A 21,761-nucleotide genomic window follows, 5' to 3' on the forward strand; every position below is an offset into this window, starting at 1 on the left:
TGTTCTTCCGCCGTTTCAGGTCGCGACGTGGTGTGTTTCACATCTGTGAAACTCGTTTGTGGGATGTTTCGGCCAGGTTTCGGAGCGTCCGGGCATGCAAAAACGCGCACCCCCTAAGGGGTGCGCGCGAGTAAAACTTCGATCAAGCCGCGGCGTGCGCCATCTTCCGCAGCCGGGCCAGCGCGTCGCGCTCCACCCGGCGGGCCCGGTCGCGGCCGATTCCGTAACGTTCGCCCACCTCGGTGAGGGTGTGCTCACGCCCGTCCACCAGGCCGTAACGCCAGCGCAGCATCTCCCTGGCCTGCCCCTCCAGGCCGGTCAGCCACTGCTCCAGGCGCTCCTTCTCCAGGGTAGCCATGGCCTGCTGCTCGGGGTCCGCCCAGGTGTCGTCGGCGATCATGTCGCCCAGTTCGGTCTCGTCCTCGTCGCCCACGCCGAGCTGGAGCGAGACCGGGTCGGAGGCCCAGCGGCGCAGCTCCCTGACCCGCTCGATCGGCAGGTCCAGCACCTCGGCCAGATCCACGTCGGTGGGCTCGGTGTCGAACTCGGCGAGCATGTCGCGGCGCACCCGCATCAGCCGGGTCATCTGCTCACCGGCGTGCGTCGGCAGCCGGACCGGCCTGGCCTGCTCATGGATGGCGCGCCCCACCGACTGCCTGATCCACCATGTCGCATATGTCGAGAATTTGTAGCCACGCCGATAGTCGAATTTCTCCACCGCGCGCACCAGGCCGAGATTTCCCTCCTGCACCAGGTCGATCAGCGGCATGCCCCGCCCCGAGTATTTCCGGGCCACCGCCACGACCAGCCGGAGGTTGGCCTGAATGAACTCGTCCTTGGCACGCTGGCCGGAGATCGCGATGCGCTCCAGCTCCTCGTCCAGCGCGTCGCCCACCTTGGGTTCGGCGTCACCGGAGTCGAGCAGCTGCTCGGCGAACAGGCCGGCCTCGATGCGCTTGGCGAGCTCCACCTCCTCCTCGGCGGTCAACAGCGGCACACGCCCGATCTCGGCCAGATAGGTTCCCAGCAGGTCGCGGTCCGCTACCTCAGCTGTGCGATTCCCCGTCGCCATTCGATGGCACCTCGTTCCGCCGCGGCATGATTCATCAACAGCTTCGTCCTGCAACGACCAACGGATCGGCCAGGGCAAAGATTCCCCTAACAAATACGACCGGAGAACGGTTTTGGTTTCCTCCTATGGGAGGATGCGCGCCCGGTAATTTCCGCGTCTGCCCTTGGAAACGGGATTCAAACGACGCGCCGCCCCGCCTGCCACACCTGCGCCACCAGCGGAACCCCCGGCCGGTAGGCCAGGTGCACGTACGACGGAGCGTCCAGGATCACCAGATCCGCCCGCGCTCCCGGCCGCAGCACGCCGACGTCGCCGCGCCGCAGCGCCGCGGCCCCGCCCCGCGTCGCGGCCCGCACCGCCTCCAACGGCGTCATGCCCATCTCCCGTACGGCCAGCGCCACGCAGAACGGCATCGACGAGGTGAACGAGGACCCCGGATTGCAGTCCGTCGCCAGCGCCACCGTCACCCCCGCGTCCAGCAGCCGCCGCGCGTCCGGGTACGGCGAGCGCGTCGAGAACTCCGCACCCGGCAGCAGCGTGGCCACCACGCCGCTGGTAGCCAGCAGGTCCACGTCCCGGTCGCTCAAGTGGGTGCAGTGGTCGGCCGAGGCCGCCCCCAGCTCGCAGGCCACCCGTACGCCGGGCCCCTCCCCCAGCTGGCCGGCGTGCACCCGGGCGCGCAGCCCGGCCTTGATCCCGGCGGCCAGGATCTCCCTGGTCTGGTCCTCGTCGAACGCGCCGCGCTCGCAGAACACGTCCACCCATCTGGCGTGCGGCGCGCAGGCCTCCAGCATCGGGCCGGCGGCCAGGCGCACGTACGCGTCGGGGTCGCCGTCGGGGACGACGTGCGCGCCCAGGTAGGTGGTCTCGGGGGTGAAGGCGGAGGCGATCTCCAGGGATCTGCGCTCGTCCTCGACGGTCAGGCCGTACCCGCTCTTGATCTCCATGGTGGTGGTGCCCTGGGCGATCATCTCGGCGACCAGCGCGGCCGTGTTCGCGGCCAGGGCGGGGGTGGTGGCGGCGCGGGTGGCGGCCACGGTGGTGCGGATCCCGCCCGCCGAGTACGGCCGGCCGGCCATCCGGGCCGCGAACTCCTCGGTGCGGTCCCCCGCGAACACCAGGTGGGCGTGGCTGTCCACGAAGCCGGGCAGAACCGCCCGGCCCGCCGCGTCCACGGCACGGTCGGCCGTGGGGGCGTCGGCGCGCTCGCCCGCCCAGACCACGGTGTCGCCCTCGACGACCAGCGCGCCGTCGGCGATCTCCTCGCGTTCGGGGTCGCCGGTGTAGAGCACGCCGATGCCGTGGAAGAGCGTCGACTTCTTGGAGGTCTCCGTCATCGTCCCATCCCGCCCGTCAGCCGCGGACCGCGTCGATGGCGTCCCGGAGCAGCGGGCCCGCCTCGCCCAGCGTGTGCCTGCCGTCCTCGACGATCCGCCGGCCGCCCGAGACCACCGAGGTGACGTCCGCCGCGGTCGCCGCGAATATCACCGACTCCACCGCGGAACCTGCGGTGGCTCCGGCCGTACGGACCGAGTCGAGGCGGACCGTGACCAGGTCGGCGTGCGCGCCCGGGAGCAGGAAACCGGCGTCGGGGAAGCCGATCGAGGCGTGCCCGGCGGCGGAGGCGGCGTTGAGCAGTTCGGCGGCCGTCCAGTGGCCGCGCGTCTCGGTGGCGAGCCGCTCGTCCAGTTCGACGGCGCGCGCCTCCTCGAACAGGTCGATCACCGCGTGGCTGTCGGAGCCGAGCGTGATCGGGCAGCCCGCCTCGAACAGGCGGCGGGCCGGGCCGACGCCGTCGGCCAGGTCGCGTTCGGTGGTCGGGCACATGCAGACGTGCGTGCCGGAACCGGAGAGCAGGGCCACGTCCTCATCCGACACGTGGGTGGCGTGCACGGCCGTCGAGCGCGGGCCGAGCACGCCGTGCTCGTGCAGCACCCGGACCGGGGAGGCGGCGTACGCGGCCACGCAGGCGTCGTTCTCCGCGCGCTGCTCGGAGACGTGCGCGTGCAGCGGGCCCGCCTGCCGGTGCGCGAACTCCACGACCACGGGCATCTGCTCCGGCGGGACCGCGCGCACCGAGTGGATGGCCGCGCCGATCTCCACGTCCTCCTCGCCGTGGTAGACGGCCGCCAGCTCCTCCGCCCGCTCGGCCCAGCGCTGCGCGTCGCCGTCCCCGAACCGCACCTGCGGCCCTTGCAGCGCGGCCCCGATGCCGCCGGTCAGGTAGCAGGTGTCCAGCAGGGCGATGCGCAGCCCCGCCGCCCGCGCCGCCTGCACCAGCGCGTGCCCCATCTCGTTCCCGTCCTTGTACGGCGTGCCGTCCGGACCGTGGTGCACATAGTGGAACTCGGCCACGGAGGTGATCCCGGCCAGGGCCATCTCCGCGTACACGGCCTTGGCCAGGGTGTAGTAGTTGTCCGGGTCCAGGCGGGCGGCCACCGCGTACATCTGCTCGCGCCAGGTCCAGAACGAGCCGCGTTCCGCCTCGGTGTGGCCGCGCAGCGCGCGGTGGAAGGCGTGCGAGTGGGTGTTGGCGAGGCCGGGAATGGTGAACCCCGCCAGCCGTACGGCGGCGGGCGGGGGGGCGGTGTGGCGTTCGACGTCGGCGATCCAGCGGCCGTGCACCGTGATGAGCACGCCCGAGATGACCTCTCCCGGAGGGAGCCAGGCGAGTTCGCACCAGTACCTGGTCATGCGGCGTCACCACAGAGGTCGGCGAGGACCGCGGCGAGGGCGGTGACCCCGGCCGCGCAGTCCGCCGGTTCGGCGAACTCCGCGGGCGAGTGCGAGACGCCGGTGGGATTACGGACGAACAGCATGGCGCTGGGGACTCCGGCGGAGGCGAGGATGCCGGCGTCGTGGCCGGCTCCGGTGGGCAGGATCGGGGCGGCGTCTCCGGCGTCTCCGGCGTCGCCCGCGGCTCCCGCAGCTCCGGTGGGCAGGATCGGGGCGGCGTCTCCGGCGGCTCCCGCGGCTCCGGCGGCTCCGGCGATCGCGGCCAGGCGGTCGCGCAGGAGTGCCGGGAAGGCGACCTCGGGGGTCCACGACTCGCAGACCACCTCCTGGCCTTCGGAGAGGGCGGCGACCAGGTGGCGCACGGTCTGCTCGTCGGCGCCGCGGGCGTCCAGCCAGGCCGACACCAGGGACGGGATGGCGTTGGCGTTGTTCGGGGTGACCTGGACCTTGCCGAAGGTGGCCACCACGCCGAGGCGTTCGGCTTCCTGCCTGGCGGCCAGGACGGCTTGGGCATAACGCAGCATGGGGTCGTCGCGGTCGGCGAGGGCGGTGGTGCCGGCGTGGTCGGCGGTGCCGCGGAAGTCGAACCGCCAGCGGCCGTGCGGCCAGATCGCGGCGGCCACCCCGACCGGCTTGGTGAGCGCCCGGCCCTGCTCGATGTGGAGTTCCACGAAGACGCCGATCCGCTTGAGGGTCTCCTCGTCCTGGCCGAGGCCCGCGGGGTCCCGGCCGTTGGCGCGCAGGACCTCGGCGAGCGTACGCCCGTCGTCGCCGGTCAGCCCTCGTGCGCGTTCCGCTGGCAGGATTCCCGTCAGCAACCTCGACCCGACGCAGGGCACCCCGAACCTGGCGCCCTCCTCGTCGCTGAAACTGACGATCCCCAGCGGGCGGTCGGGCCTGAACCCTCGGCCTCTCAGCGCGTCCACGGCCTGGAACGCCGACACGACCCCCAGCGGCCCGTCGAAGGCGCCGCCCTCACGCACCGAATCAAGATGACTCCCGGTGACCACGCCCGGCGCGCTGTCCGGATCCCCCCACCAGGCCCACAGATTCCCGTTGCGATCCTCGTGCCGATCCAGGCCGCGCGCGTCGGCCTCCTGCCGGAACCACTCCCGAAGCTCCAGCTCAGCCCCCGACCAGGCGTCCCGCCGATACCCCCCGGTCCGCCCGCTCCGGCCAACTCCCGCTAGTACTTCAAGCATCCTCCCAGCGTACTGAATGACTCCATTCAACGTGTAGGACCGGGCTTAGCCGAACATACGACTAATGGCACGGCGCTTGCCAACGGAGGGCTGAGCGTCAGCCCGAAGCCGGACGGACCCGAGCGTCAGCCCGAAGCCGGACGGACCCGAGCGTCAGCCCGAAAAGGGTGGGTGGGTGGGAGAACCACCGCAGGCGATGCCGGGCGTGCCAGCGAACGCCCGAAGAGGAAGTACCAGCCCGACAAAGGGCGGATAGATGGGAGAACCACCGCGGGCTATGCCAGGCATGCCGGCGAGCGCCGGAAGAGGGGCAGAGCGCCAGCTCAACAAAGGGTGGGTGGGTGGGGAAATCCCGGCAAACAAGGATGCCGGGATTCTCCAGGGCAGGGTCAGTTCACCGGGCCGGCCGAGGGGCGGACGGTTATTTCGGTGATGTGAGCGTCGGCGGAAGCCGTGACGGCGGCTAGGACGGCCCGGGCTACGGAGTCGGGTTTCAGGTAGCGGTCGGGGTCGTAGGCGCCACCTTCTTCTTCGCGTACCTGGCGTTGCATGTCGGTGGCGATACGGCCGGGGTAGACACTCGTGACGCGTACGCCATGGGGCTCTTCCTCCTGGCGGAGCACGTCGGCGAAGGCCCGGAGGGCGAACTTGCTGGCGGCGTAGGAGGCCCAGCCCGGATGGGCGCGCAGGCCGGCACCCGAGTTGATGAGGACGACGTGGCCTTTGGCGGCGCGGAGTTCGGGCAGCAGCAGCCGCGTGAGTTCGGCGACCGCGACGACGTTGAGTTCGTAGGTCCTGCGCCACACCTCGGCGGGCGTGTCCTCGATGCTCCCGACGCGCACCATGCCCGCACTGTGCACCAGAAGATCCACCCGCCCCACTCCGGCGACATCGAAGGGGCTGAGCTCCGCGAGATCAACCGGAAGCGCCCGCGCGCCGAGCTCGGAGCAGATCGCGTCGAGGGCCGCACCGCCGCGCCCGCCGAGGACGAGGTCGTAATCCGGCGCCAAAGCGCGGGCGATGGCGGCCCCGAGACCGCGGGACGCCCCGGTGACCAGGGCGGTTGGACGTTCGCTCATGGCATTCAGTCTAAGCCGTTGAGTTGATCATACAAATTTGTATATAAATTTGAGCATGTCCTCGACGCGCATCCTGATCCTCGGCACCCTCCTCGACGGCCCCCTCCACGGCTACGAGGTCCGCCGCCGCCTCGAACTCTGGGGCGCGAGCACGTGGGCCAACGTGGCCTTCGGCTCGATCTACCACGGCCTGGCCAAGATGGCGGACGAGGGCCTGCTGACCGTGGCCGAGCAGGGCAGGGGCGGCAAGACCGTCTACGAACTGACCGACGACGGACGGATGGAGTTCCAGCGCCAGCTGGTCGCCTACTGGTGGGAGATCCATCCCATCGTGGACCCCTTCCAGGTCGCGCTCACCTTCATGAACCGCCTCGCCCCCGCCGATCTGGTGGCCGCCATGAAGGCCAGAGACGAGCAGCTGACGGCGGCGATCTCGATGACCGAACGGGCGCTCGGCGGCAAGCAGGCGTTCGGCGCTCCCCGGCACGTGGACGAGTGCCTGCGCCTCAACGCGGCTCAGCTCACCGCCCAGCTCACCTGGCTGCGCGAGGCCGTCGGCCGGGTGCGGAACGGCGAGCTGCCCTGACCCGGAAACCGACCCCGGAAACCGACCCCGGAAACTGTCGGTGGCACCGGGCAGACTGGGCGCGCTCAGCTGTCGGGAAAACCGCTTGACCCTCGCGCCGGGTCACCCTCCATGCTGACTATCCCCTGAATCCGGAGAAATCATGATCATCGAAGCGCATGATCTGCGTAAGACCTTCATCGCCAAACGTGGCCGCGGCAAGACCGAGGAGGTCCAGGCCGTCCAGGGCATCGACCTGAGCGTCGAGGCCGGTGAGATCTTCGCGGCGCTCGGCCCCAACGGCGCCGGGAAGACCACGACCGTCCGCATGCTGGCCACTTTCACCGCCCCCACCTCCGGCACGGCCAGGGTGGCCGGGTTCGACGTGGTGAAGGACGCCGCCAAGGTGCGCGAGAACATCGGCTACGTCAGCCAGGCGGGCGGCGTGGACGACAACTCCCCGGGCCTGGACAGCCTCATGCTGGCGGCCAGGCTCAGCGGCATGTCCCGTAAACAGGCCAGGACGCGCGCCGACGAGCTGCTTGAGGCCTTCAGCCTGACCGAGATCGCCAACCGCCCGGCCAAGACCCTGTCCGGCGGGCAGAAGCGCCGGTTCGCGCTGGCCATCGGCCTGGTGACCAAGCCTCCGCTGGTCTTCCTGGACGAGCCCACCACCGGTCTGGACCCGCAGAACCGGGCCAACCTGTGGGACGAGGTGCGCGACCTGCGCGCCCAGGGCACCAGCGTCCTGCTGACCACCCACTACCTGGACGAGGCGGACGCGCTCTGCGACCGGCTGGTCATCATCGACCACGGCAAGATCGTCGCCGAGGGCACGCCCACCGAGCTCAAGAAGGAAGTGGCGGGCGACGTCGTCACGCTGAAGCTCAAGGGCGTCGCCGAGGCGAAGGAACTGCTGGCCGCGCAGGACTACATCAAGGAGGTCCGCGCGGAGGAGGACACGCTGCGCGCCTACCTGGACGACGGGGAGCACGGGCTGCCGCACCTGCTGCGGGCCCTGGAGGAGCGCAACCTCACCCTGGACTCGATCTCGCTGGATCGGGCCACGCTCGACGACGTCTTCCTCCGCCACACCGGCCGCTCGCTGCGCGACGCCGCCTGACCCCCACATCTCCTAAGGATTCCCCCCATGCTTCGCCATACCGCGCTCTTCCTGGGCTACGAGCTCAGGTTCCTGCTCCGCAATCCGATCTGGCCGGTGTTCGGCATCCTGCAGCCGGTCATGTACCTGATCTTCTTCGCGCCGCTGCTGGGCAGCACCACCCCGAGCGGGTCGATGCCCGAGGTGCTGGCCATGTTCACGCCCGGCTCGATGATGATGATCGCCCTGTTCGGCTCGCTGTTCGCCGGGTTCGGGCTGATCAACGAGACCCGCAACGGCGTGCTGGAGCGGCTGGCGGTCAGCCCCGCCTGGCCGCCGGCCATCATCCTCGGCCGGGTGGCCAAGGACATGCTGGTCCTGGTGCTCCAGGCGATCCTGGTGATGGGCGTGGCCGTGCTGATGGGCCTGCGGATCGGGCTGGTCTCCTTCCTGATCATGCTCGCCCTGATGGCCATGACCGGCCTGTTCGCCGCCAGCCTCTCCTACGGCCTGGCCCTGGCCCTGCGGGACGAGAACGGCATGTCGCAGATCGTGCAGTTCTTCGCCATGCCGCTGACCCTGATCGCCGGCCTGTTCCTGCCGGTCTCCCTCGGCCCCGAATGGCTCCAGACGGCGGCCAAGTTCAACCCGCTCTACTACGGCGTCGAGGCCGGCCGGGCGCTCTTCCGCGACGACCTCTCCGACAGCACCATCCCCACCGCGTTCGGCCTGCTCGCCGTCCTCGCGGTGATCACCCTGGTCTGGTCGATGCGGTCGCTCCGCAAGATGGCGGGTTGATCTAGAGGACGGACGGATCCTCCCGAACCGGCGGGTCCACGAAGACCCCGCGCTGTTCGGTCATCCGCTCGTACTCCTCCAGGCGCGCCTGGGTTCGCAGCGGCGCCGCGTCGGCCATGGCCTCCACCAGCAGCATGGCCAGGGCCAGCGGCGCCGCGTGCGAATCGAAGACCAGCCGCTCCCCCACGGGCGCGTCCAGCACCACGTCCGCGGGGAACGGCACCACGCTCCTGTCGGTGATCACCGCCACCCGCAGCCCCAGCTCCTTGGCCGACTCCAGCGCCTCCACGGCCTCCGCCGGGTACCTGGGCAGCACCACGGCCAGCACCCAGGCCGCGCCCGCCCGGCGCGCGCTGTGCAGGCCGTCGGCCAGTTCCGAACCGCCGTGGGTGAGCAGCCGCACGTCCGGATGGATCCGCCGCGCGTAGTACGCGAAGGTCGTGGCCAGGCCACTGGACACCCGTACGCCGACGACGAGCAGGGGCTCCGAGGCCGCCAGGGCGACTCCCAGCTCCGCGATCAGCGCCAGGAACTCGCCGCGGTCGCGCAGGGCGGCGAGGTTGCGGATCTCCGCGTCCAGGGCGTTCCGCAGCAGCGCCCGCTCACCCGGGATGTCCGGTTTCCCGTCGCCGCCCACGCCGAGCACCAGGGGCCGCAGCGCCTGCCGCAGCTCCGGATAGCCGGCGAACCCCAGCGCCGCCGCGAAGCGGGTGACCGACGGCTGGCTCACGCCCGCCCGCTCGGCCAGCTCGACGCTGGACAGGAAGATCGCCTCGGACAGGTGCTCGCCCAGGTAGTGGGCGATCCGGCGCTGCACCGGGGAGAGCCGCCTGCCCGCCAGGAGCTCATCGATCCCGTCGCCCACAGCCACCTCACAAATCCACGCGAACCCGGCGGATCAACTCTCCCGCATCGGGACGCGTACGCCACGGGCGTCGGCGACTTCGGTGGCCTCGTCGTAGCCGGCGTCCACGTGGCGGATCACGCCCATGCCCGGGTCGTTGGTGAGCACCCGGTTGAGCTTCTCGGCGGCGAGGGCGGTGCCGTCCGCCACGGAGACCTGGCCGGCGTGGATGGAGCGGCCGATGCCGACGCCGCCGCCGTGGTGGATGGAGACCCAGGAGGCGCCGGAGGCGACGTTGACCATGGCGTTGAGCAGCGGCCAGTCGGCGATGGCGTCGGAGCCGTCGGCCATGGCCTCGGTCTCGCGGTAGGGGGAGGCGACGCTGCCGCAGTCCAGGTGGTCGCGGCCGATGACCACGGGCGCGCTCAGGGTGCCGTCGGCGACCATGGCGTTGAAGCGTTCGCCGGCGCGGTCGCGCTCGCCGTACCCGAGCCAGCAGATGCGGGCGGGCAGGCCCTGGAAGTGCACACGCTCGCCGGCCATCCGGATCCAGCGGGCCAGCTGCTCGTTCTCGGGGAACAGGTCCAGGATGGCCTGGTCGGTGGCGTGGATGTCGCGCGGGTCGCCGCTGAGGGCCGCCCACCGGAACGGACCCTTGCCCTCGCAGAACAGCGGGCGGATGTAGGCGGGCACGAAGCCGGGGAAGGCGAACGCGCGGGCGTACCCGGCCAGCTGGGCCTCGCCGCGGATGGAGTTGCCGTAGTCGAAGACCTCGGCGCCCGCGTCCTGGAAGCCGACCATGGCCTCCACGTGCCTGGCCATGGACTCCCTGGCCCGGGTGGTGAACCCGGCCGGGTCCTTCTCCCTGGCCTCCGCCATGTCCTCGAACGCCACCCCGACCGGCAGGTACATGAGCGGGTCGTGCGCCGAGGTCTGGTCGGTGACCACGTCGATCTCCGCGCCCCGGCGCAGCAACTCCGGCAGGGCCTCGGCCGCGTTGGCCTCCACCCCGATGCTGAGCGGGCGGCGCGCGTCCCGAGCCTCGTAGGCCAGGCGCAGCGCCTCGTCCAGGTCGGCGGCGCGGACGTCCAGGTACCGGTGCTCGATCCGGCGCTCGATGCTGCGCGGGTCGCAGTCCACGCAGATGGCCACGCCGCCGTTCATGGTGACCGCGAGCGGCTGCGCCCCGCCCATGCCGCCGAGCCCGGCGGTGAGCGTGATCGTGCCGGCCAGCGAGCCGCCGAACCGCTTGGCGGCCACGGCCGCGAAGGTCTCGTACGTGCCCTGCAGGATGCCCTGGGTCCCGATGTAGATCCAGGAACCCGCCGTCATCTGGCCGTACATGGTGAGGCCGGCCGCCTCGAGCCGCCGGAACTCCTCCCAGTTCGCCCAGTCGGGCACCAGGTTGGAGTTGGCGATCAGCACCCGGGGCGCCCACTCGTGCGTGCGCATCACCCCGACCGGGCGGCCGGACTGCACCAGCAGGGTCTCGTCCCCGGCCAGCGTGGTCAGGGTACGGATGATCGCCTGGAAGGACGGCCAGTCCCGGGCGGCCTTGCCCGAGCCGCCGTACACGACGAGCTGTTCCGGATGTTCGGCGACCTCGGGGTCGAGGTTGTTCTGAAGCATCCGGAGGGCGGCCTCCTGCGGCCAGTCTCGCGCGGTGAGTGCGGTGCCGCGCGGCGCCCGAACGGTAGGCATGTGCCGTCCTCCTGAATGAAAGCATTCACATCGGTCACCCGAAGGATACGGCGCGGAAGGCGCATAGGGCACCCCGGTGTCCTGTGGTCCCGGGGTGCCCCCACGCACTGTCCCGGGCGCGCACCGCACGTACGCGTGATCCCCGGGAGCGGGCTTGGCGAAGGAGAGGCTCCGCACTCACGGAAGTGCCCCTCATTCCGGCGGCTGATCGTCAGCGCACGGCAAACGTTCGATCATTTGGGTGGCGGTCAGGAGACCGCCGTGGCCAGGAACTGGGTGGTGGCCAGCTCGCGGTAGAGCTCGTCGCCGTCCAGCAGTTCCGCGTGGGTGCCGGCGGCGCGGACCCTGCCCGCCTCCATCACGATGATCCGGTCCGCTCCGGTGACCGTGGACAGCCGGTGGGCGATCACCAGGACCGTGGTGTCCCTGGCCACCTCGGCGATGACCTCGCGCAGCCGCAGCTCGTTGACCGCGTCCAGCTGGGAGGTGGCCTCGTCCAGCAGGAGCAGCCGGGGCCGCCGCAGTAGCGCCCTGGCGATGGCCACCCGCTGCCGTTCCCCGCCCGACAGCAGCACGCCGCGATGCCCGACCTGCGTCTCCAGTCCCTCGGGCAGCCGGTCGACCAGGTCGTCCAGTTTGGTACGGACGAGCGCGTGCCGTACCTCCGCCTCGGTGGCGTCCGGGGCGGCGAAGGTCAGGTTCTCGCGGAGGGTGCCGTCCAGAACGGGAGCGTCCTGCTCCACGTAGCCGACGGCGGCCCGGAGTTCGGCCAGGTCCCAGTCCCGGATGTCCCGCCCCGCCATCGTGATATTTCCGGACTGGGGGGAGTAGAAGCGCTCCAGCAGGGCGAACACCGTGGACTTCCCGGCCCCGGACGGCCCGACCAGCGCCGACAGCCCACCGGCCCGCACCTCGAAGTCCACCCCGTCGTGCACGATCGGCCGGTCCTCCCCGTAACGGAAGACGACGCCGGAGAAGGTGACCCCGACCGGCGCGCCCTCGGCGCGCAGCGGGGCGACGGCCGGTTCCGCGGGCAGTTCCTCGATCTCCCGGATGCGGGTGATGGCGGCCAGCCCGTTCTGCAGCTGGGTGAAACTCTGCACCAGCTGCCCGATCGGGGCGACCAGGTAGAACAGGTACAGCAGGAACGCGATCAGCGCCGCGATCTGCATCGATCCGTCGGCCACCCGGGCTCCGCCCACGCCGAGCACGGCCAGGAACGCCAGCTGCACCGACAGCCACGCGCTCACGCCGGCCGCCGACTGCCAGGCCGACGCGGTGACGCCCCGGTCCCTGGCCTGCCGCGCCGCCGCGGCCACCACCTCGATCTCCCGGTGCTCCGCCCCGCTGGCCTTCACCGTACGGAACGCTTGCAGGGCCCGGTCCAGCGCGGAACCCATCTCGCCCAGCGCCACCTGCGCCAGCGTGGACGCCTTGCGGATCCTCGGCAGGATGACCGCGTTGACCAGTCCGACGGCCGCCACCACGCCCAGCGTGACCAGCAGCAGCACCAGGTCCATGATCGCCATCATGATCGCGGCCCCGGCGAACATGAACACCGAGCCGACGGCGGTGACCAGCGCGTCCGTACAGACCGCGCGGAGCAGCGTGGTGTCGGCGGTGACCCGGGACAGCAGGTCGCCGGGCTTGAGCCGGTCCACCTCGGCCACCCGCAGCCGCAGGATGCGGTCCACCAGCCGGATCCGCGCCCTGAACACGATGCCCTCGCCCATGCGCTCCAGCACGAAGCTGCCCGCCGCCGAGATCAGCGACCCGGCCAGTACGGCCCCGCAGAGCAGGAGCACCGGGCCGACCAGGGCCTGGCCGGTGCCGAAGGTCTCGATCACGCTCTTGGCCAGCAACGGCATGGCCAGGCCGGCTACGCTCCCGACCAGGGCGAGCACCGCCCCGAGCGCCAGCGTGCCGCGGTGCGGCCGCAGGTAGTCCAGGAGCAACCGCCAGGACGCCCGCTCGGCGAGCGCGTTCAGTCCTCGTTCCGGAACAGCCGGCCCCCGCCGAACTTCTTGTGCACGGCCTGCTTGCTGACCCCCAGGGCCATCGCTATCTGCACCCACGAAATCCCCTGTACGCGGGCCCGGCGCACCTGTACGGCGGCCAGCCGGTCGGCCTGCCGCCGCAGTTCGGCCGCCGCGACGAGCCCGCGCATGGGGTCGTCCCCTTCGGCCGTGGTCACGAGAGCCACGAGTTCTCCGCTCATAAGGGTCAACCTATGTTGACCACCCGACTCGGTCAATTTAGGTTGACCCGCCGGGCGGGGTCAACCCTGGTTGACCCGATTCGGGCGCATTCCGCTCTGCGCGTAGCCGACGATCACCGCCGGGAAAGTGAATCTTTCATCGGTTTGCCCCGGACATTTCCCCATATCCGGCGCGGATGGCGGCCGATCCCCGCGGTCAGCTTTCCGCAACATCCTGTACACACCTGCGAAATCCCCCGAGTCTGGGAGCGCGCCGGGCCGCCCCAGGAAGACCGGTTCACCCGACCAACCGACCCTGCGGTGACGCCGCCGGGGGCCGATCTCCGGCCGTTTGCTTAACCGGTTAATGCAGAGTCCATGCAGAAAGGCAGACCATGAGAAAACGCATCGCGCTATCCGGCGCGACCGTCCTCGCCCTGCTCGTGTCCCTGTTCGTCACCGCGCTGCCCGCCGAGGCCGCGGTCGGCCTGCGCATCAGCGGCCGGAACATCGTGGAGGCCAACGGCAACAACTTCATCATCCGCGGCACCAGCCACGCGCACGTCTGGTACCCGAGCCAGACCAGCTCCATCGCCAACATCAAGGCCAAGGGCGCCAACGCCGTCCGGGTCGTGCTCAGCGGCGGCCGGTGGACGCCGGCCAACAACGCCTCCGACGTGGCGAACATCGTCTCGCTGTGCCGTACCAACCGGCTGGTCTGCATCCTGGAGAACCACGACACGACCGGGTTCGGGGAGCAGAGCGGAGCCGTCAGCCTGGACGCGGCGGTCAACTACTGGATCAGCATCCAGAGCGCGCTGACCGGCCAGGAGAACACGGTCATCATCAACATCGGCAACGAGCCTATCGGCAACAACGCCGTCACCCCCGGGTGGACCCAGGCCACCAGTTCGGCCATCACCCGGATGCGCAACGCCGGCTTCCAGCACCTGCTGATGGTGGACGCGCCCAACTGGGGCCAGGACTGGCAGTTCACCATGCGCGACAACGCGGCCACCGTGGCCGCCGCCGACTCGCAGAACAACACCGTCTTCTCGGTCCACATGTACGGCGTCTTCGACACGGCGGCGGAGATCAACGCGTACCTGAACGCCTTCCAGACCGCGAACCTGCCGCTGGTGATCGGCGAGTTCGGCTTCAACCACTCGGACGGCAACCCCGACGAGGACACGATCATGGCCCAGGCGCAGAGCCGGGGCATCGGCTATCTCGGCTGGTCGTGGAGCGGCAACGGCGGCGGCGTCGAGTACCTCGACCAGGTCACCAACTTCAACCCGAACCAGATGACCTCCTGGGGCACCCGCCTGTTCACCGGCGCCAACGGCATCGCCTCCACCGCCGTGCAGTGCTCCCTCTGCGGCGGCGGCACGCCCACCGACACCACCCCTCCGAGCACACCGGGCACCCCGACCGCGTCCGGCGTGACCTCCTCGGGCGCGACCCTGACCTGGACCGCGTCCACCGACTCCGGCGGCTCCGGCCTGGCCGGTTACAACGTCTACCGCGAGCAGGGCATCACCGACCCGCAGCTGGGCACGACCTCCACCAACTCGATCACCCTGACCGGGCTGTCGGCCAACACCCAGTACCAGGTCTACGTCCGGGCCCGCGACGGCGCCGGAAACCTGTCCGGCAACTCGTCCCTGGTGACCTTCACCACGAGCGGCGGCACCACGGACACGACTCCACCCACCACCCCCGGTACGCCTACCGCGAGCAACGTCACCTCCTCGGGCGCGACGCTGACCTGGACGGCCTCCACCGACAGCGGCGGCTCCGGCCTGGCGGGCTACAACGTCTACCGCGAGCAGGGCACCACCGACCCCTTGCTCGGTTCCCCGACCACCAACTCGATCACCCTCACCGGCCTGACCGCCAACACCCAGTACCAGGTCTACGTCCGGGCCCGCGACGGCGCCGGGAACCTGTCCGGCAATTCCTCGCTGGTGACCTTCACCACCACGGGCGGCGGCACCGGCGGGGGCTGCACCGTGGTCGCGACCACCCAGAGCACCTGGGGCAACGGGTACGTGATCCAGCCGGTCACCGTGACGGCGGGCAGCTCCGCGATCACGTCGTGGACCGTCACGTTCACGCTCCCGGCCGGCCACACCATCACCGGTTCCTGGAACACCCAGTTGACCGTCAGCGGCCAGACCGTGACCGCCCGCAACGTCGGGCACAACGGCAACCTGGGCGCGGGCCAGAGCGGCAACTTCGGCTTCCAGGGCAGCCGTCCCAACGGCAACACCGCGGTGCCGACCGGCTATACCTGCAGCACTCCATAGCCTGACCAGCGGAAACGTGGCCCCGGGAGACCGGGGCCACATTTTTTGAAAATCATCCAATCCGCGAGCCTCCATGGGGCGAATAGGCGGTCGAGGACTCCGGCCGGACAACTCACCTGACCTAAAGACTCCCTACCGTCCTGAGAGGACCGATCGACATGGAGCTCCGGATCAACCGGCGATCCCTGATCGCCATTGGTGTCGCGGGGGCGCTGGCCGCCTCCTCGATCGCCCTTCTTCGCCCGGCCGCCCCGAGTGCCTCCTCCCACCGCGAGGCCCCGCTCATCTCCGGCGACCCGCGCAACGACAACACCGACGTGTACGCCTTCGTCAGCCCCGACAAGTCCGACACCGTCACCTTGCTGGCCAACTGGATCCCGTTCGAGGAGCCCAACGGCGGCCCGAACTTCTACTTCTTCGACACCAACTCCCGCTACAACATCAAGATCGACAACGACGGCGACGCCAAGCCCGACGTCACCTACCAGTGGACCTTCACCAACGTCGACAAGCGCGGCAACGGCACGTTCCTCTACAACAACGGCCCGGTCACCTCGCTGAAGGACAAGAACCTGCTGTTCAAGCAGAAGTACACGCTCAAGCGCATCACCGAGAAGGGCACCACCACCATCGGCACCGGCACCGTCGCGCCCAGCAACACCGGGCCCGCCTCAATGCCCGACTACGCCAAGCTGCGCGCCGAGGCCGTGGACGGCATCAAGGGCGGCGGCAAGCAGTTCGCCGGCCAGTCCGACGAGGCCTTCTTCCTCGACCTGCGCGTCTTCGACCTGCTCTACGGCGGCAACCTGTCCGAGGTCGGGCAGGACACCACCCGCGGCTACAACGTGCACACGCTGGCCGTGCAGGTGCCCAAGAAGGAGGTCGCGCTCAAGGGCGACGTCAAGCGCAACCCGGTCGTCGGCATCTGGTCGACCACCGACAAGTGGAGCCCGAGAGGCTACGTGCAGGTCTCCCGGCTGGGCCAGCCGCTGGTCAACGAGGTCGTCGTCCCGGCCGCGCTGAAGGACGCCTTCAACTCCCTCAGCCCCGACAAGGACGCCGGCATCCCGGCCGTGGTCAAGAAGGTCACCCACCCCGAGGTGCCGATGCTGCTGGAGGGCATCTACGGCCTGAAGGCTCCCAAGACCCCGCGTAACGACCTGGTCGAGATCTTCCTGACCGGCATCGCCAAGCAGAACGGCCCGATCAAGGCCGACCTCAACTCGCAGGTCCTGAACAAGGACGCGGGCAAGCTGCGCCCGTCCGAGATGCTGCGCCTCAACCTGTCCATCCCGGTGACCGCCAGCCCGAACCGGCTCGGCGTGCTCGCCGGCGACCTGCAGGGCTTCCCGAACGGCCGGCGCCTCGGCGACGACGTGGTGGACATCGCCCTCCAGGCCATGGCGGGCGCCGCCCAGACCGGCCAGCTGGTCCCGGCCCTGGCCGCGGGCGACAAGGTGGACCGCAACGACGTGCCGTTCCTGTCGACCTTCCCGTACATCCCCGGCCCCAGCAACGTGGCCGTCAACCAGGCCCTCAACGGTTCCTGACCCATCCCGACCCCCGCCGCCGCCGGACTCGGCGGCGGCGGTCCTACCCATGCCGAGGAGGTCCCCGAAATGCCATCCAAGAAGCGCACCGTGGGCGTCATCGCGGGGACCGTCCTCGCGGCCGTCGCCCTCACCGCCGGTGCGGCCCTCATCCCCGGATCCGAAAGCTCCCCCGCCCCCATGGCGCCCGCCGTGGCCGTCGGCGCCAACGGATCGGCGCCCGGCTCGATCCCGGCGCTCCAGGTCCGCCTGAAGCGGCTGCCGAAGGACGACGGCGCGTGGGCCGCGCTCGGCGCCGCCTACGTCCAGCAGGCCAGGGTCACCGGAGACCCGTCGTTCTACCCCAAAGCCGAACAGGCCGTCGCCCGGTCGCTCGCGCTCAAGCCCGGCAACTTCGCCGGTCTCACCGGCCAGGCCGCGCTCGCCGCCGGCCGCCACGACTTCACCGCCGCCGTACGCCTCGCCGGTCAGGCAATCGAGGCCAACCCCTACGGGCCCGTCGCGTACGGCGTGCTCGCCGACGCCCACACCCAGCTCGGCGCGTACGACCAGGCCACGAAGGCCATCGCCAGGATGATGGAGTTGGCCCCCGGCGTCTCCTCCTTCACCCGGGCCTCCTACGACGCCGAACTGCACGGGGACCAGGCGACCGCGCGCCGCATGCTGGAGTACGCGCTCCGCGACGCCTACCTCCCCGGCGACGTGGCCTTCTGCCGGCAGTACCTCGGCGAGCTGGCCCTGCACTCGGGCGACCTCGACGAGGCCCGCGACCACTACGAGGCCGCCCTGGCCGCCGACCCGCAGTTCGTGCCCGCGCAGGCCGGGCTGGCCCGGGTGGCCGCGCTCGGCGGCGACCTGGCCGGGGCCGCCGACCGCTACGCCGCCGTCACCGGCCGCCTGCCGCTTCCCCAGTACCTGGTCGAGTACGGCGAGGTCCTGGAGAAACTGGACCGCGACCCTTCCGCGCAGTGGCGGCTCCTCACCGCGCAGCGCGACCTCATGCGCGCCAACGGCGTTCACGACGACATCACCTGGGCCGAGTTCGAAGCCGACCACGGCGACCCGGCGACCGCCGTCACCTACGCCCGCGCCGAGTACGCCCGCAACCCCAACGTGATCGCCGCCGACGCGCTCGCCTGGGCGCTGCACCGCGACGGCCGGTCCCGCGAGGCCCTGCCGTACGCGAAGGAGGCGACCGCCACCGGCTGGCGCAACGCCCTCTTCGCCCACCACCGCGCCGAGATCGAACGCGCCCTGGACCTTCCGGCGGGCAAGTCCGCAGCCCTGGTCAAGACCTACAACCCGCGCTTCGACCCGAAGCTCCCAGCCCTCCAGAGGTTTTCATGACCACCCTCGACCACCTCGCCGACCTCCGCCCCGCCTCCACCCCCCGACAAGCCTCCCCCTTCCGGCGGGCCCTCCACCGAATGTCCACACGCAGCCGCGGCTCCAGCGGCACCTCCCCGCAGAACTCCGGACTCGCCCACGACCTGCCCCCGGCCTCCCAGCTCAGCAAAAACATGTCCGCAGCCTCCCCGCCCGGCCACGACCTGCCCCGCGCCTCCCAGCTCGGCAAAAGTGTGTCCGCAGCCTCCCGGTCCGGCGATGACCTGCCTCGGGCCTCCCGGCTCGGCCGTGGGATTCGGCTGGTGCTGACCGCCGCGCTGACCGGGCTTGTGGTGGCGCTGGCCTCGCTCGCGGTGCTGCTGGCGATTCCGGCCGTCGCGCACGCCCATCCGCTCGGCAACTTCACCGTCAACCACTACAACGGCCTGCGGCTCTACGAAGACCGGGTCGAGAGCACCGCCGTGGTGGACTCGGCCGAGCTGCCCACGCTCCAGTCGGAGCCGGCCGTCGACGCGGACGGTTCCGGCGCGGTCTCCGCGGCCGAGGCTCAGGCCCACGCCACGGCCGAGTGCGCCGCGCTGGTCGCCGCCCAGCGCCTGACCGTGGGCGGCTCCCCCATCCCCTGGCAGGTCGGTTCGGCCGCGTTCGCGTACCACCCCGGCCAGGGCGGCCTCAAGACCAGCCGCCTGACCTGCGCCCTCACCGCCGCCGCCGTGCCCACCGGCACGATCGGGTTCACCGACGGGTTCCTCGCCGACCGTCTCGGCTGGCGCGAGATCACCATCGCCTCCGACTCGGTACGGCTAGCGCCCACCGGCCTGCCCAGCACGAGCATCTCCAACGAGCTGCGCACCTACCCGGAGGACCTGCTGGCCTCCCCGCTCGACCAGCGCGCCGCGACCCTGACCGTCGACCCCGCCGGAGCGGTCCCCGGCCTGCCCGAGCGCGCGGACCTTGCCTCCACCGAGCGGGTCTCCGCTCCCGGCATCTCGGCCCCCGGCCCGATCGGGGCCTGGCTGGACGGTCTCGACCGGACCTTCACCGACCTGGTCGGCTCGTCCTCGCTCACCGTCCCCGTCGGCCTGCTGGCCATCCTGCTCGCCGCCGTCCTCGGGGCCGGTCACGCCCTCATCCCCGGCCACGGCAAGACGATCATGGCCGCCTACCTGGCCGGCCGCCAGGGCCGCCCCCGCGACGCCTTCCTCGTCGGCATGACCGTCACCGTCACCCACACCGTCGGCGTCCTCGTCGTCGGCCTGCTCCTGAGCGCCTTCTCCGCCCTGGCCGGCGACTCCGTCCTCGCCTGGCTAGGCCTGGCCAGCGGCCTCCTCATCACCGCCATCGGCGCCCGCCTCCTCTGGACCTCCATCAAACGCGACCCCAACGGCAGCCTCCATGGGCATGGGCATGGCCACGGCCATAGCCACGGCCACGGCCACAAGCACGGGCATGGCCACGGGCATGGCCACGGGCATGGCCACGGGCATGGCCACGGGCACGACCACGGGCACGACCACGGGGACGAGCACGGGCACGACCACGACCACGACCACGACCACGACCACGGGGACGAGCACGGGGACGAGCACGGGCACGGGCACGGGGACGACCATGGCGACGGCCGCGGCCACGGCCACAGGCACGGCCATGGGGACGGTCACCGGCATAGGGAACCGGCTGAGAGGGCTGGCAGGGTAGCGACGCTGGAGCGGAGCGACGAGGAGGTTCTCGCGGGGCTCGAAGCTCTTGAAGGCGGGCTGGCTCAAAACGAGCGGGCCGAAGATGAGCGGGATCAGGACCGGCGGCCGGCGCGTCGCCGGCGGGTCGGGCTGGTGGGGATGGGTGTCGCCGGAGGGCTGGTGCCGAGTCCGTCGGCGCTGATCGTGCTGCTCGGGGCGATCGCGCTCGGCCGCACCTGGTTCGGGGTGGGCCTGGTCGCGGCGTACGGGATCGGCATGGCGGCCACCCTGACCGCCACCGGCCTGCTCCTGGTGAAGCTGGCGAGCCGCCTGGATCGCCTGACCGCCTCCGGCACCGGCCTCCTGGCCAGGATCTCCGCCCTCGCCCCCGTCGGCACCGCCCTGATCGTCGTCACCCTCGGCCTCGGCCTGGCCGTCCGCTCCCTCACCGGAAGCCTCTGACCGAGGCAGCCCTGACCGAGGCAGCCCTGACCGAGGCAGCCCTGACCGAGGCAGCCCTGACCGGGAAAGCCTGATCCGGGAAAGCCTGATCCGGGAAAGCCTGATCCGGGAAGCGTGATTCGGGAAGCGTGATTCGGGAAGCCTGCCGGGTCGGGCCGACTGGATACTGCCTGAATAGGGCGGGCATACTGCGATCATGACGATTCGAGCGCGGTGATGCGGCTCACGGACTTCTACGAGCGGGTTCTCGACGCGGTGGTCGAGGTGGACCCGGCCTACGGCCTGCGCCTGACCGGGGCGTACGCCCTGCGCGCGCACGGCCTGGTGGAGCGGCCGAGCCGGGGTCTGGACTTCGTCACGGTCAGCGAACTGCCGCTCGTCGACATCGCCGACCACGTGGCCGACGCGCTGCGGGAGAAGGCGCTGGCCGTGAAGCAGCGACCGGGCAACCCGCTGCAGGCCAGGATGGTGGTCTCGGACCCGGTCGTGCCCGAGCAGTCCTGCCCGGTCAACATCCTGAAGGCGCCGCTACAACGGCCGCCCGTGCTGATCGGCGACCGTCCGGTGGCGGATCTGGACGACGTCGCGGGCATGAAGGTCGGCGCGGTGCTGAACCGGGCGCTCCCCCGTGATCTCATCGACGCGGCCGCCCTCAACGAGCGCTACTCCTTCGACGACCTGGAGCGCCTGGGCGCGCACTTCGAGGAGGGCTTCACCGAGCAGGCCCTCGCCTTCGAGCTGGAGACCGCGCTCGTCTACGACGAGGAGGCCTACGCCGAGTACGGCCTCACCCCCGAGCAGATCGCCCGCGTCCAGCGATTCGCCCTGGCCTGGTACGAAGACCTGACGATGCGCATCGCCGAAGAAGCCGACATCGACCCCTTCGAATAACCCCCAGCTGACCGTCAGCCGTGCGAGCGGAGTTCCCGCCGGATCCGGCGCGCCGTCGACTTGATCTTGTCTCGCGTCTTGAGCAGGCGGGCCTCAGCCGTCTCGGTACGGCCTTCGGCCTCCATCCGCCGGTTGCCCGTCCGGGCCCCCAGCCGCGCCTTCATCCGAGCCTTCATTTCCCGAAATTTCGTGATGAGTTCCATAAGGGTGACCTGCCCGTCACAGCC

Annotated in this window: 18 protein-coding genes; 8 read left to right on the forward strand and 10 right to left on the reverse strand. The window is 70.9% G+C overall.

Annotation, left to right across the window (positions count from 1 at the left end):
* Positions 1-142: 142 nt before the first annotated feature.
* The 5 genes from Aph01nite_RS27485 to Aph01nite_RS27505 form a co-directional block, all read right to left on the reverse strand.
* Positions 143-1,072, reverse strand: coding sequence for a sigma-70 family RNA polymerase sigma factor (locus Aph01nite_RS27485; protein ID WP_204043896.1), 930 nt, complete (start codon positions 1,070-1,072; stop codon positions 143-145).
* Positions 1,073-1,248: 176 nt separating this feature from the next.
* On the reverse strand, positions 1,249-2,409 hold the full coding sequence (hutI, locus tag Aph01nite_RS27490) for an imidazolonepropionase (protein ID WP_204043897.1): 1,161 nt from the start codon (positions 2,407-2,409) through the stop codon (positions 1,249-1,251).
* A gap of 16 nt (positions 2,410-2,425) precedes the next feature.
* On the reverse strand, positions 2,426-3,766 hold the full coding sequence (locus Aph01nite_RS27495; RefSeq protein WP_204043898.1) for a formimidoylglutamate deiminase: 1,341 nt from the start codon (positions 3,764-3,766) through the stop codon (positions 2,426-2,428).
* Complete coding sequence (locus Aph01nite_RS27500) at positions 3,763-5,010, reverse strand: allantoate amidohydrolase (protein WP_204043899.1); 1,248 nt, start codon at positions 5,008-5,010, stop codon at positions 3,763-3,765. The genes Aph01nite_RS27495 and Aph01nite_RS27500 overlap by 4 nt, the downstream gene beginning before the upstream one ends.
* A 389-nt stretch (positions 5,011-5,399) precedes the next feature.
* A complete protein-coding gene (locus Aph01nite_RS27505) occupies positions 5,400-6,089 on the reverse strand; it encodes an SDR family oxidoreductase (RefSeq protein ID WP_204043900.1) in 690 nt (229 codons plus the stop codon).
* A gap of 55 nt (positions 6,090-6,144) precedes the next feature.
* On the opposite strand from Aph01nite_RS27505, the gene Aph01nite_RS27510 reads away from it, so the two are divergent.
* The 3 genes from Aph01nite_RS27510 to Aph01nite_RS27520 all read left to right on the forward strand — a co-directional run bounded on the left by Aph01nite_RS27510 (position 6,145) and on the right by Aph01nite_RS27520 (position 8,554).
* Positions 6,145-6,675 (forward strand): PadR family transcriptional regulator, encoded by a 531-nt coding sequence (locus Aph01nite_RS27510; RefSeq protein WP_204043901.1) that lies wholly within the window; start codon positions 6,145-6,147, stop codon positions 6,673-6,675.
* Between the two features lie 142 nt (positions 6,676-6,817).
* Positions 6,818-7,777: an ATP-binding cassette domain-containing protein gene (locus tag Aph01nite_RS27515; RefSeq protein WP_204043902.1), complete on the forward strand. Its 960-nt coding sequence runs from the start codon at positions 6,818-6,820 to the stop codon at positions 7,775-7,777.
* A gap of 27 nt (positions 7,778-7,804) precedes the next feature.
* A complete protein-coding gene (locus Aph01nite_RS27520; protein WP_204043903.1) occupies positions 7,805-8,554 on the forward strand; it encodes an ABC transporter permease in 750 nt (249 codons plus the stop codon).
* Position 8,555: 1 nt separating this feature from the next.
* Here the strand turns inward: Aph01nite_RS27520 and Aph01nite_RS27525 are convergent, their stop codons facing one another.
* The 4 genes from Aph01nite_RS27525 to Aph01nite_RS27540 form a co-directional block, all read right to left on the reverse strand.
* Positions 8,556-9,425 carry a MurR/RpiR family transcriptional regulator gene (locus tag Aph01nite_RS27525; RefSeq protein ID WP_204043904.1) on the reverse strand — a complete coding sequence of 290 codons (870 nt, stop codon included), beginning with the start codon at positions 9,423-9,425 and terminating at the stop codon, positions 8,556-8,558.
* A gap of 27 nt (positions 9,426-9,452) precedes the next feature.
* Positions 9,453-11,099, reverse strand: a complete 1,647-nt coding sequence (gene hutU, locus Aph01nite_RS27530; protein WP_204043905.1) for a urocanate hydratase — start codon at positions 11,097-11,099, stop codon at positions 9,453-9,455.
* A 248-nt stretch (positions 11,100-11,347) separates the two neighbouring features.
* A complete protein-coding gene (locus Aph01nite_RS27535) occupies positions 11,348-13,054 on the reverse strand; it encodes an ABC transporter ATP-binding protein (RefSeq protein WP_307836808.1) in 1,707 nt (568 codons plus the stop codon).
* A gap of 29 nt (positions 13,055-13,083) precedes the next feature.
* Positions 13,084-13,317 carry a hypothetical protein gene (locus tag Aph01nite_RS27540; RefSeq protein WP_204043906.1) on the reverse strand — a complete coding sequence of 78 codons (234 nt, stop codon included), beginning with the start codon at positions 13,315-13,317 and terminating at the stop codon, positions 13,084-13,086.
* Positions 13,318-13,691: 374 nt separating this feature from the next.
* Between Aph01nite_RS27540 and Aph01nite_RS27545 the strand changes: the two genes are divergently transcribed.
* The 5 genes from Aph01nite_RS27545 to Aph01nite_RS27565 all read left to right on the forward strand — a co-directional run bounded on the left by Aph01nite_RS27545 (position 13,692) and on the right by Aph01nite_RS27565 (position 21,534).
* Positions 13,692-15,605 carry a cellulase family glycosylhydrolase gene (locus Aph01nite_RS27545; RefSeq protein WP_204043907.1) on the forward strand — a complete coding sequence of 638 codons (1,914 nt, stop codon included), beginning with the start codon at positions 13,692-13,694 and terminating at the stop codon, positions 15,603-15,605.
* A 158-nt stretch (positions 15,606-15,763) separates the two neighbouring features.
* Positions 15,764-17,155 (forward strand): DUF4331 domain-containing protein, encoded by a 1,392-nt coding sequence (locus Aph01nite_RS27550; protein ID WP_204043908.1) that lies wholly within the window; start codon positions 15,764-15,766, stop codon positions 17,153-17,155.
* 69 nt (positions 17,156-17,224) lie between these two features.
* Positions 17,225-18,502, forward strand: a complete 1,278-nt coding sequence (locus Aph01nite_RS27555) for a tetratricopeptide repeat protein (RefSeq protein WP_204043909.1) — start codon at positions 17,225-17,227, stop codon at positions 18,500-18,502.
* On the forward strand, positions 18,499-20,643 hold the full coding sequence (locus Aph01nite_RS27560; protein ID WP_204043910.1) for a hypothetical protein: 2,145 nt from the start codon (positions 18,499-18,501) through the stop codon (positions 20,641-20,643). Before Aph01nite_RS27555 ends, Aph01nite_RS27560 begins: the two co-directional genes overlap by 4 nt.
* Before the next feature lie 216 nt (positions 20,644-20,859).
* On the forward strand, positions 20,860-21,534 hold the full coding sequence (locus Aph01nite_RS27565) for a nucleotidyl transferase AbiEii/AbiGii toxin family protein (RefSeq protein ID WP_239162014.1): 675 nt from the start codon (positions 20,860-20,862) through the stop codon (positions 21,532-21,534).
* A gap of 14 nt (positions 21,535-21,548) precedes the next feature.
* Here Aph01nite_RS27565 and Aph01nite_RS27570 read toward each other — a convergent pair whose 3' ends face one another.
* The gene (locus Aph01nite_RS27570) at positions 21,549-21,710 is read right to left on the reverse strand and encodes a hypothetical protein (RefSeq protein ID WP_204043912.1); all 162 of its coding nucleotides are present in this window, start codon (positions 21,708-21,710) and stop codon (positions 21,549-21,551) included.
* Between the last annotated feature and the right edge of the window lie 51 nt (positions 21,711-21,761).

The sequence above is a fragment of the Acrocarpospora phusangensis genome, from assembly GCF_016862995.1.
GTDB classification, from domain to species: Bacteria; Actinomycetota; Actinomycetes; order Streptosporangiales; family Streptosporangiaceae; genus Acrocarpospora; species Acrocarpospora phusangensis.